This window comes from uncultured Shewanella sp. (assembly GCF_947491715.1).
In the GTDB taxonomy this organism is placed as follows: domain Bacteria; phylum Pseudomonadota; class Gammaproteobacteria; order Enterobacterales; family Shewanellaceae; genus Shewanella.
Genome location: NZ_CANLKR010000019.1, coordinates 97,910 through 109,336, shown reverse-complemented (window position 1 = coordinate 109,336; position 11,427 = coordinate 97,910). Strand labels below are relative to the sequence as shown.

The 11,427-nt window shown below is 41.4% G+C and carries 12 protein-coding genes; 6 read left to right on the top strand and 6 right to left on the bottom strand.

What is annotated here, in order from left to right; translation table 11 throughout:
* Positions 1-108 precede the first annotated feature (108 nt).
* A complete protein-coding gene (locus Q0779_RS14050) occupies positions 109-597 on the bottom strand; it encodes a winged helix-turn-helix domain-containing protein (protein WP_298773456.1) in 489 nt (162 codons plus the stop codon).
* A 24-nt stretch (positions 598-621) separates the two neighbouring features.
* Positions 622-795, bottom strand: a complete 174-nt coding sequence (locus tag Q0779_RS14045; protein ID WP_298773454.1) for a hypothetical protein — start codon at positions 793-795, stop codon at positions 622-624.
* A 317-nt stretch (positions 796-1,112) separates the two neighbouring features.
* Here Q0779_RS14045 and Q0779_RS14040 point away from each other — a divergent pair, with 317 nt between their 5' ends.
* On the top strand, positions 1,113-1,364 hold the full coding sequence (locus tag Q0779_RS14040; RefSeq protein WP_298773452.1) for a YkgJ family cysteine cluster protein: 252 nt from the start codon (positions 1,113-1,115) through the stop codon (positions 1,362-1,364).
* On the opposite strand, the gene Q0779_RS14035 is transcribed toward Q0779_RS14040, so the two are convergent.
* From Q0779_RS14035 to gpmM, 3 genes are read right to left on the bottom strand one after another with little or no spacing between them, the layout of a single operon-like run.
* Complete coding sequence (locus Q0779_RS14035; protein WP_298773451.1) at positions 1,361-2,557, bottom strand: S41 family peptidase; 1,197 nt, start codon at positions 2,555-2,557, stop codon at positions 1,361-1,363. The two genes, Q0779_RS14040 and Q0779_RS14035, sit on opposite strands and share 4 nt — an antisense overlap.
* 33 nt (positions 2,558-2,590) lie before the next feature.
* Positions 2,591-3,724: a peptidoglycan DD-metalloendopeptidase family protein gene (locus Q0779_RS14030; protein WP_298773449.1), complete on the bottom strand. Its 1,134-nt coding sequence runs from the start codon at positions 3,722-3,724 to the stop codon at positions 2,591-2,593.
* 10 nt (positions 3,725-3,734) lie between these two features.
* Positions 3,735-5,279 carry a 2,3-bisphosphoglycerate-independent phosphoglycerate mutase gene (gene gpmM, locus Q0779_RS14025; RefSeq protein WP_298773447.1) on the bottom strand — a complete coding sequence of 515 codons (1,545 nt, stop codon included), beginning with the start codon at positions 5,277-5,279 and terminating at the stop codon, positions 3,735-3,737.
* A gap of 394 nt (positions 5,280-5,673) precedes the next feature.
* On the opposite strand from gpmM, the gene Q0779_RS14020 reads away from it, so the two are divergent.
* The 5 genes from Q0779_RS14020 to Q0779_RS14000 all read left to right on the top strand — a co-directional run bounded on the left by Q0779_RS14020 (position 5,674) and on the right by Q0779_RS14000 (position 9,721).
* Positions 5,674-6,108, top strand: a complete 435-nt coding sequence (locus Q0779_RS14020) for a rhodanese-like domain-containing protein (RefSeq protein WP_298773445.1) — start codon at positions 5,674-5,676, stop codon at positions 6,106-6,108.
* Between the two features lie 273 nt (positions 6,109-6,381).
* Entirely contained in the window at positions 6,382-6,867 is a 486-nt protein-coding gene (secB, locus tag Q0779_RS14015; RefSeq protein WP_298773443.1) for a protein-export chaperone SecB, read from the top strand.
* Between the two features lie 8 nt (positions 6,868-6,875).
* Positions 6,876-7,898, top strand: coding sequence for an NAD(P)H-dependent glycerol-3-phosphate dehydrogenase (gene gpsA, locus Q0779_RS14010; protein WP_298773442.1), 1,023 nt, complete (start codon positions 6,876-6,878; stop codon positions 7,896-7,898).
* Between the two features lie 81 nt (positions 7,899-7,979).
* Entirely contained in the window at positions 7,980-9,197 is a 1,218-nt protein-coding gene (locus Q0779_RS14005) for an NAD(P)/FAD-dependent oxidoreductase (protein ID WP_298773440.1), read from the top strand.
* 242 nt (positions 9,198-9,439) lie between these two features.
* On the top strand, positions 9,440-9,721 hold the full coding sequence (locus Q0779_RS14000; RefSeq protein WP_298773438.1) for a hypothetical protein: 282 nt from the start codon (positions 9,440-9,442) through the stop codon (positions 9,719-9,721).
* A 140-nt stretch (positions 9,722-9,861) separates the two neighbouring features.
* Here the strand turns inward: Q0779_RS14000 and Q0779_RS13995 are convergent, their stop codons facing one another.
* Positions 9,862-11,013, bottom strand: coding sequence for a hypothetical protein (locus Q0779_RS13995; protein ID WP_298773437.1), 1,152 nt, complete (start codon positions 11,011-11,013; stop codon positions 9,862-9,864).
* Positions 11,014-11,427 lie beyond the last annotated feature (414 nt).

The following is an 11,427-nucleotide window of genomic DNA, read 5'->3' as shown; positions in this document are numbered from 1 at the left end:
CTTGTACCTGTTGCTGCCCAGAGCCTTGTTGTTGTATTTTGTTGACCAAAGCGGGCTTCATCCTGAAACCAAATATCAACGCGATCTAACGGAAGGTGCCCAGGGATCTTATCGATCGTTTTTATTAGGAGTTTTTTTAAACTCTTCCTGAATTTTTTCTGATTGTTTAGGGTGTTTTGAACGACTCGTGATCCAACTCAATCCGATGCCTTTCAATATTTTGTATACATGATCCAAGTGATATTCAATACCAAATTCAGCTTGAATATAACGTTGAATATCCTTGCCTATAAGTCGCCCGCCTTCTTCTGATCGACTGACAGCATCGATATAGCTATATAACTTTTGCTTTTGTGCATGGGTCATTTTACTCGCATTTTGATTAGACATATCACTTTTTAATGCATCGATATCTTGTGAAAGGTAGGTTTTAACCCAAGCATTAACACTGGTTCGACTGAGCTTTAGTTGGCGAGCAACTAAAGCACGATTATGCGTTTCCAAAAAGCGTGCAATGGCCAATAAGCGAATTCTCATTCGTGCGTCTTTTTCAGACTTAGATAAGGCAACAAGTTGTTCTGCTGAATAATTTGACATATTTAAAAGCGAAATGAAATCGTACTATATTAGATCATATTTGAGTGCAGATTGGTATAAAAAAGCCAGTTCAGCATCCATGCTTCTCGTTCGTAGGCCTATGACGTTGTCATATTCACCTTGGCAGTCGTAGGGTGAAATGGGCGTTGTTGGCGAAGCGTAGCTTTGCGCCCATTGATAGAAAATAGTTCCAGACATTTTCTACGTTCTCCACATCCATGTGCTTTAACGCGGAGAGCTTGTTCAAAGCGGGTGATCTATAGGATATTGGGAATGCCATTGATGCAGGATGCATATCAATGACCCATGACAGGCGCCACTCTTTTTTGTGTGCTTTTTGGAAATGACCACTCGAACATGGGGAAATCGATAGCGCATGCGAAGCATGTTTCTTTTCATGTGAAGCTAAATAGTAATTCTGGTTGATAATACTCCCTGTACTCTTGGGTATAATTAGGGGGTCCATAAAAGCTATGCAATAATATCGGTGTTTTTTATCTATTAGGTCTCAGTTTATGGATTGTCGTTTAGGTTGCGGCGCTTGTTGTATTGCGCCATCCATCACAACGCCTATTCCTGGTATGCTTGAAGGCAAGCCTGCTGGGGTCCGTTGTATTCAGCTCAATGAAGATAACCTCTGCAAATTGTTTGGCTTGCCAGAGCGCCCTGAGGTTTGTCATCTGTTTGCCGCAACAAAAGATGTTTGCGGAAATACAAAAGATGAAGCTATTTGGTTGATCAGTGACCTTGAGGCAGCAACAGCTTAAGGCGTTGGTTGATTGAACCAATTCACAGCAGTGTCGAGCAATGTATCTTTTTGGATGTCGGTATGGGTGAGTAGAGAACCAGCTTGGTTCATTTCATTTTTTTCTAATGCAATTTCAATGTCGGGCTCTATTCCCATTTGATTAATACTTTTACCCTTTGGTGTTGTGTAATTGGCTATGGTCAGTTTAATCGCATGACCTTCTATGAGGGTTGGGATTAAACTCTGCACTGTGCCTTTGCCATAACTGGTTTGTCCTATTAATTTTGCCCTCTGGTTGTCTTGTAGCGCAGCAGCGAGTACTTCTGAAGCAGATGCCGAGCCTTTATTGATGATGACGAGTAAAGGTACAGTGTTATGCATACTTTTCGATGAGGCATAGTAGTCTGAGTTTGCATCAAAATAACGCCCTTGTGTAGACACGATACGTCCTTTGTCTAAAAAGATATCTGCGATGCTGACCGCTTGATCCAGTAAGCCGCCGGGGTTATTACGTAAATCCAGAATGATCCCTTGTAGAGGAATAGCTTGCCACTTGAACAGCTGATTGGTGATTTCTTGAGTTGAGTTTTCTTGAAAATTGTATAAGCGAATATAACCAATGTGGTCATCGAGCAATTGGGCTTTCACTGAGGTGATTTTAATCATGCTGGGTTTTAATGTGACGGAATAATTTTTCTGAGTACTGGCTCTTGTGAGCATAATATCAATGGCTTTTTTATCTTTACTGTGTTGCTTCATTTCGCTTAAGAGCGCATTAAGTTTATCTGAGGTTACGGTTTGTTTATTGAGACGGATAATTTGATCCCCTGGTTGGATCCCTGCTTGGGCCGCGGGAGAATGGGCAAAAGGCGTGATAATAGTGATTTTGTCATCTTCAATAGCGATTTCTATGCCAAAGCCAAAGTATTCACCATTATTACTGTCTTTAATATTTTGAAAATCTTGTTTATCTAATAGGCCTGAGTAAGCGTCAAGCTCGTCAAAAACGCCTTTTATGGCAGCTTGCATTAGCACATCTTCATTAATGGGTTCGACATAATAGGTTTGTATTGTGTCCATAACCTCAAGAAGAAGTGGATAATGTGTGCGGAAACTATATTCTTGAGAATGGCTTTTTTCTAACAGTGTAATGGACAGGCCGAGTGTTAAACCTATGGCGATACAGCTCATATAACGGAAAAGTGACTTCATTTTAACCCCTTGCTATAGAAAGGGAAAAAAGCTTTATCGTGTGCAATACCTTGCAGGATCGACGGCTTGTCCCTTATACCTTACTTCAAAGTATAGGCTAGGCTCGCTCTGTCCACCTGAACGACCGACGAGGGCAATGGTGTCACCTTGTTGTACTTTATCGCCAGCTTCTTTTAATAAGGCTTGCGCATAGCCATAAAGGCTCATATAGCCTTTGCCATGATCGATGACCAGAACCATACCAAAACCCCTTAGCCAATCGGCATAAATGACTTTACCCGAGGCGATGGCGGCAACACTTCGTCCCTCAGGAGCAGAGATGGTGACTCCTTTCCATTTTATTTTTCCCGAACGACTGTTACCGAATGCAGTTTTAATACGCCCTGATGTAGGCCATTTTAATGTTCGATTGCTTTTTAACCCAGCCATAGCAGAGTCATTTTTCATCATGGCTAATGTGCGATCGACTAAGTGTTTTAAGCTGGCTTGCTCTATTTGAAGCTGCTCAAGTTTTGCACCATGGGTATTGAGTGTGCTTTGTAACTGGCTTAATGTGCCCTTACGCTGGGCTTGTTCTTTTTTGAGTGTTTCAGCAAGGGTATTTTGTTCTAATATTAGGCCGCTTAACTGGGTTTGGCGTTGTTCTTGTTCTCGTTCAATATCGTCAAGTTCAGATAACGTTTTTTGCAAAGCTTTAATCGAGTCTATTCGAGCATTATTTAAATACTGGTAATAGGTGAGCATACGCTCAATACTGGCTGGTGACTGTTGATTCAGTAACATTTTACTGTAATCATAATTGCCTGCGAGATAAGCACTGGTTAATTGTTTAGACAGGACGTCTTGTTGTGCTTTTTTTGAATCATTGAGGGCTTGCTTTCGCACATTGAGCTTATCAATTTCGGTCTCGAGCTCCTTTAAAGCATGCTGCGTTTGATTGACCTTTTTGGCGACAGAGGCGATGGCCTTTTCGTCTTTTTTCAATAATCCCAGTAATTGTTCTCGCTGTTTGTAGGTCGCTTTAACAGTGGAAGCCTGCTTATTAATCTCAGACGTGATCGATTTCAACTCAGATTGACGCTGCTGCAGATCATTGGCTTGCAGCGGAGAGGTTAGTATTAGCAAGCCAGCTAATAGGCTGGCTTGTATGGTAAGGCTTTTATTCACTGTGATTCATTTACTCATCGAGTTTGATGATAGAACGCCCCGTCATTTCTTGAGGAACGGCTTGTCCCATCAATGTTAACATAGTTGGAGCTAAATCACTCAATTTTCCACCTTTTTCTATTTTGGCTGGTCGACCAAAATAAATAAGCGGGACAAGCTCACTGGTATGAGCCGTGTGTGCTTGGCCTGTTTGGCTGTCAGTCATTTGTTCTGCATTACCATGATCGGCGGTGATCAAACATTCACCACCGACTTTTTCAAGGGCATCGACAACGCGACCAATACAGGTATCGACAGCTTCACACGCTTTTACCGCAGCATCAAAGTTGCCCGTATGACCGACCATGTCTCCATTTGGGTAATTACAAATGATGACATCAAATTTATCGGCTTCAATGGCTTCAACCAACTTATCGGTGAGCAAGGTTGAATTCATTTCTGGTTGTAAGTCATATGTCGCAACCTTAGGTGAAGGGATTAAAATGCGCTCTTCTCCTTCAAAGGGTTGTTCTATTCCACCATTAAAGAAGAAGGTGACATGGGCATATTTTTCAGTTTCAGAGATCCTGAGTTGTGTTTTATGCTCATTTTGAAGCGCTTCGCCTAATGTGTTAACTAATTTGGTAGCGGGATAGGCAATAGGAGCGGAAATGTCTGCGGCGTATTCTGTTAGCATTACAAAATGGGCTTTAGGGGTAACTACTCGCTCAAAACCATCAAAAGTTGATTCAACAAAACTACGAGTAATTTGGCGTGCTCTATCAGCTCTGAAATTCATAAAGATCAGTGAATCATTATTTGTCAGTTCAATTTGATTACCCGTAGGGCTAGCAATGGTTGACGCTTTAACAAATTCATCATTTTCATCGCGATCATAGGCTGCATCTAATGCTTCTGCGGCGTTATCATAATGAAATAAGCCTTTACCTTGAGTAATCAATTCATAAGCTTGCGAGACGCGATCCCAGCGATTGTCTCTATCCATGGCGTAATAGCGGCCGATGATAGAGGCGACTTGGCCAGTACCCAATTCATCAAAGAGTGCTTCGAAATGTACTAAGCTCTTTTTGGCACTGCGAGGAGGTGTATCACGGCCATCTAAAAAGGCGTGTAAATAGACTTCTTTCGCTCCACGTTTTACCGCTAAACGGCACATGGCTTCAATATGGTCTTCATGGCTGTGTACGCCACCTGGCGATAATAACCCCATGAGGTGTACCGCGCCCTTTTTGGCAATGGCATCATCTATAGCTGCTACTAGCGCTGGGTTGGTATCAAATTGACCCTCTTCAATGGCTTTGCTTATTCGCGTTAATTCTTGATAGACAATGCGCCCTGAGCCAATATTGATATGGCCCACTTCAGAATTACCCATTTGTCCATCGGGTAACCCCACATCGATGCCTGAGCCTGAAATTAAACTATTAGGGTATTGTGCGTTGAGCTTATCTAATACAGGCGTGTTGGCATGATATACGGCATTGTTATCGGTGTTTTCTCGATAACCCCAACCGTCTAAAATAAGCAATGCCAGAGGGCGTTTGCGCGTTGTCATGGTGGTACCTCTAATGTTGTTCCTAATGAAGGCAACGAGTCTTTTTGTGGGTAAAATCACATGGTATTGGGTGCAACCATTGATCCCAAATAAAAAAGAAACACAAAGAAGGTGTTTGATTATTTTTCGGACCGTTATTGGCTTACCCTTGCCACTGCTTACCAAGTCTAGTTGAGGCTTATTAGGTTAAGAATGATAAGTTTGAAATTGCACTCAGTTTACTACGAGCGTGGGCGCGTATAAAGCGCTTTACCTCGATTGAGCTTATAGGCTTAGTGAATAAACACAGTAAAAGTGTTTTTTCCTTCTCATGCTGAAACTCGCATTATCAGGTGGTTTGAGGTTATACTGCGGCTCAATTAATCTAAAGGCCAAAATTAGTAGGCAGTGAATAATGCAAGAATATATTGAATTTTTAAAAGCTAATCCTATGCTCAGCTTGGCTTGGATTGGTTTGTTCGTTGGATTGGTCGTCGTGACATTTAAGAGCAGCGTTTCTAAAGTAAAGAATATTAAACATCAACAAGCAGTATTGCTAATGAACAAAGAAAGTGCTCAAGTTGTTGATGTTAGAGCAAAAGCTGACTTTAAAAAAGGTCACATTGTTGACGCAATTAACGTTCCGCTAGCCGATATCAAAAATAATAAAACAACAGCTCTTGAAAAGTTTAAAGCCAGTCCCATTATATTAGTATGTAGCGCAGGAATGACCTCTTCCCAAGCGGCTCAGTTGTTAGTTAAAAACGGTTTTGAGCAGGTTTATAACTTAACGGGTGGTATGGGTGAGTGGCAATCAAGTAATTTACCTGTGTCGAAAAGTAAAAAGTAAGTAAGAAGTTATCTGCACGTATTGCTTTTTGATTAATTTATTGATTAAAGTGATATGGCTTTTATGATGAGTAAAAATAAAATGGCTAACACTTATTTGTTTAAACATTGAATATCAAGGTGTTGGACTTAAAATTAACAATATGGGATGAAACACCCGCTCAAATAAGAGTCAGTGTGAAAACCCTGAAATGAGACCTCAATAGAACTCAAGTTAGGCTTAATTGATTTGGCTTAAGTTTAAGGCTCTTAATTAACTGATTGGTAGGATACTATGGCTGAAGAAGTAGCAAGCAACGAACAAACTGGACCACAATTTAATATTCAACGTATTTACACGAAAGATATTTCTTTTGAAACGCCAAACAGCCCAGCTGTTTTTCAAAAAGAATGGTCTCCAGAAGTTAAACTAGATCTTGATACTCGCACTGAAAAGTTAGCTGATGACGTGTACGAAGTGGTACTGTCTTTGACTGTGACGGCTAAAAACGTTGATGAAACGGCTTTCTTATGTGAAGTTCAGCAAGCAGGTATCTTCTCCATTACGGGTCTTACTGAGCCACAACTTGCTCACTCTTTAGGTGCTTATTGCCCTAACGTACTGTTCCCTTATGCAAGAGAAACAGTGGGTAGCTTAGTGGGTCGTGGTACTTTCCCACAGCTGAACCTAGCGCCTGTGAACTTTGACGCATTATTTGCACAGCACATGCAACAACAGCAAGAAGCACAATCACAGCAAGCAGCAGAAGCTAACGCGTAATTGGCTATATGAAAAAGACTGCCGATATAACGGTATTAGGGGCGGGGTCTTATGGCACCGCCCTTGCTATTTCTTTAGCCAATAATGGCAATAACACCCTGCTTTGGGGCCATAATCCTCAACATGTTGAGCAGTTACAAGCTCAACGTTGCCATCAAAATGCCTTACCTGATATTCCTTTTCCTGATTGCTTACAACTTGAATCTGACTTAAAAACAGCATTAGCCGCGTCTAAAAATATACTGGTCGTGGTGCCCAGTCATGTGTTCGGTAGTGTGTTAAGTCAAGCGAAAGATTTATTACGTGCTGATAGTCGTATTGTTTGGGCAACAAAAGGATTAGAGCCTGAAACGGGACGATTATTGCAAGATGTCGCTCGTGACGTGATAGGTGAAGATTACCCGCTTGCGGTATTATCGGGACCTACGTTCGCCAAAGAGCTGGCAGCGGGTTTACCTACCGCCATTTCGATTGCGGGAACCGATAAAACCTTTACTCAAGATTTGATCCAGTTGCTGCATTGTTCAAAGCGTTTACGTGTGTATGCCAATGATGATTTTATTGGCCTACAATTGGGCGGCGCGGTGAAAAATGTGATGGCCATTGGGGCTGGCTTGTCTGACGGGATAGGCTTTGGCGCTAATGCGCGCACAGCAATGATCACTCGAGGAATGGTGGAGTTATCGCGTTTAGGCAAAGCCGTTGGTGCCCAAGCCGATACCTTTATGGGCATGGCGGGTTTAGGTGATTTGGTACTGACCTGTACCGACAATCAATCTCGCAATCGTCGTTTTGGCTTAGCCCTAGGTAAAGGGTTGGATGTGGATACGGCGCAAGCCGAAATTGGTCAAGTGGTCGAAGGGTACCGTAATACCAAAGAAGTTTACGTATTAGCCCAGCGTCTTGGTGTGGAAATGCCCATTGTAGAGCAAGTTTATCAAGTGCTTTACCAAGATAAGCCTGCCGTTGAAGCCGCTAAGGCTTTGTTAAGTCGGGAGCAAAAATCTGAGACAAAAAAAACCAGTGAGTAGTTTTAGCGTCAAAGGCGTAAAGAAAGAATAAAGGATGCTACAATAGCATCCTTTTTTATATCAAAGTCGGGCAAGGTTTAAGTGAAACATCAAGATGTAATAGTAATAGGTGCGGGCGCAGCAGGGCTGATGTGTGCATTAACGGCGGGCTACAGAGGCCGGAATGTGTTGCTGCTCGACAATGCTAAACAACTTGGACGTAAAATCTTAATCAGCGGAGGTGGACGCTGTAATTTCACGAATCTTGGCATCGAGCCATCGGCTTATTTATGTCAAAACCCGCATTTTTGTAAATCCGCATTAGCTCGCTATACCCAATGGGACTTCATTGCCATGGTGGAACGCCACGGTATCGATTATCACGAAAAAACCTTAGGTCAGTTATTTTGCGATGATAGCGCCAAACAAATCGTTGAAATGCTCAAAACAGAGTGCGAGTGGGCAGGGGTAACGACATCGCTTCGCACCGACATCACCTCAATTGAGGTAACTGCCTCAGGTTATCAGTTGCAGACATCACAAGGGCAATATAGCTGTGGCTCTTTAGTGATCGCAACGGGCGGTTTGTCCATGCCTAAATTGGGGGCCACGCCTTTTGGCTATCAAGTGGCCGAGCAATTTTCTGTGCCGGTATTGCCGACTTCTGCGGCGCTGGTACCTTTTACGTTACAAGTGGCCGATAAAAACAAATTTGAATGCTTATCGGGAATATCCCTTCCTGTGATTGCCAGTAGTGAGTGTGGCAAAAGCTTTAAAGAAGCCTTACTGTTTACCCATAGAGGTTTAAGCGGCCCATCGGTTTTACAAATTTCTTCTTATTGGCAACCGGGTCAAACGGTGCGTTTTAATTTGCTACCCGAATTGGATTTCATGGCATGGTTAACAGATACCATTAAAGCATCACCCAAGTTGTCGTTAAAAAATGCGCTGTGTCGCATACTGCCTAAACGTTTCATTGAGCGACTGCTAGAGCTGGGAGAGTTAGATACTGATAATGTGACTAATGAGAGTGTCATGGGCAGAAAGAGTATTAATCAGCTCAGTAAAGTCGAACAGGCCTTTTTACTGAACTATTTTACCCAGTGGACTATCTACCCCAATGGCACCGAAGGTTACCGTACGGCAGAAGTCACTTTAGGCGGCGTTAATACCGATGCGCTGTCGTCTAAAACCATGGAAGTGAAAGCCCAAAAAGGCCTCTATTTTATCGGTGAAGTCGTCGATGTCAGCGGTTGGCTGGGCGGGTATAACTTTCAGTGGGCTTGGTCCAGCGGCTACGCCGCAGGAGAGGTGGTGTAGTGTCGTTTTGTGTTTGACAAAAAAGTGTTCAAATGGAAGCTGATTACATTTTTATTATTAGCTGCGGATTTCATGTTTATCTGTAACGGTATCGGGCTAATTTGTTTTGATTTAATCTATTGCTTGCAGCGAGTTAAAATCGTCAGCTCCCATTTCGACTCCTTTTTGTAAATAAAGAGTGGGTTAAAGGAGGGGAGCTGCATTTTCCAAACAGCCACCTTTCTATTTTTTGAGTTAAGTACATGGCCATTCTTGAAATCACTCGAGCGAATTTAAAGTCATTAGCAGAGAACTTGGAAGGTTTGTTGATCCAATATTCAGCAACAGATGATGCGGCAACGGCATTATTAAGATCACTTTCTGATTTAATCCAATCGGCGAAAAATGGAACTTTGAAAAACAATGTTGATGATGTCCCCGGTCGACTCTCTTTTACAGAAAAAGGGCTATTACAATACCAAGAGTTAGAAGAAGCCTATGCTCTATTCAAACTCGAGATCACCCTAGGGGACTTTTGGCGTTAAATTGAGTTTATTTTTTAATGGGTTTATATTCAATAAGTTATCTATTGCATTACATGTTATAAGGTAGTGGTTTATTTTTAGCTTTAAGCCATACACTACCTTACTTTTGTGTTAGATATATTAACAGCTTATAAGCAGAGTCAATACTTATTATCTGGCAATGGCTTGTTTGCAAATTGATACTGACTAATGCCTGATGGCATGAGCTGACCTACTACTTGAACTGCGTAGCGGTTGATCTTACTACTAAAAGTTTTTTTATTAGTTAGGGTACTGATTAAATTATAATAACGATGGCCCTGCTGTTTACCTATAACTTTCATTAACCAAGCTACGGCGTCTTCAGTTTTACTATCTTCAGTATGCCGATTTTTCCAAATGGTATCGGCTATTTTATCTAATTCTATTTCAGATAATTGGTTACTTTTATAATATTCTTTAGCAATATATTGTAAACGCATTCCCGTAACGTTTAATTGAGTCGTTATCAATTCTGGATCTCGACTAAGCTCAGGCAGAACTTTTAATACATTTTGTGCTTGCTTTTTAAAAGTCGTAAACCTGATTTTACCTAATCCATCATAAATATAGTCGATGTGACTTGGACGCTGGCTGAAGAAATTTCCACTATCATACAAAGTTGAATCAGGTTCTCCAATTTTTGAGAGTACTAAAGCAAGGCTCTCTCCTCCACTAATTTGCGAGAATAGTGTAAATTTTGTTTGCTGAGCGATGTCTAAGGGAGTGTGAGGCTTATTTATTTTTCTTTCAACATCCTTGGCAGCAACAATGCTTGATTCTTTCTGATCTTCTTCAAGTAACACGACATCCGAAACAATGTTACCATGCATATCTTCTATCCAGACACTTGAACGTTCTTGGGTTAATTCACCAGAGACTAAGTAGTGTTTATCAGCTTCAGGTTTAAATATCACTTCTCCCTGGACAGTATAGTTTGATCCTGCATTTAAAATATAACCAATTGGTGCGCCATGCATTGTTGCACCCGACAAGAATAAAGTGGTTTCCGCTGCAGGTAATCGATGAGTATAACCTCGGGTTATAAGTAATCCATTTTTCCCCGTTGATGCCCCACTACTCGCTCTAGCAGCATTATAAACATTTTTATTATTGATTTTTTCAATATAAAACATATCTGCCGTTCTTGAACTTTGGATGGTAAAGCTATCATCTATTGTTGTAATTGGGCCTGCATAACCTTTAGGAATAGGACTGTGGTAACTGACACAGCCCCCCAATGTTAAGCTAAAAATTAAAACACTGTATTTCATTATATACAATTTCCTTATTGCCATAAATCGCGCACATTATGTCCATAATTCCAAATTAATTCAAACAATAAGTATTTTTAATGGTAGCAATCAGGTGGTTGTTGGAGGGCGAAGGTTACAAGGTAACTTCTATGACTAAGAGGCAGGGTTAATATCGTAACTTAAATATAAATCGAAGAGACACACTGTTTTTTTTGCGTTTGCTTTTAAATTACGGTGTAAATGCATCTGTATGCCTTCGGCTTCAAGGCGAAGATTATAACGATAATCTTTATGTGCGAGAGGCTGGGATGCCGAATTGGCTTTTTAATACGGATGTTATTTGAAGTCGTAGAGCGCCCATGGATGGGTTTACAGCGTGCTACAGAGGCATTTGCACAAAAGCACACTGCAAGTGATAGATATCAATAATGC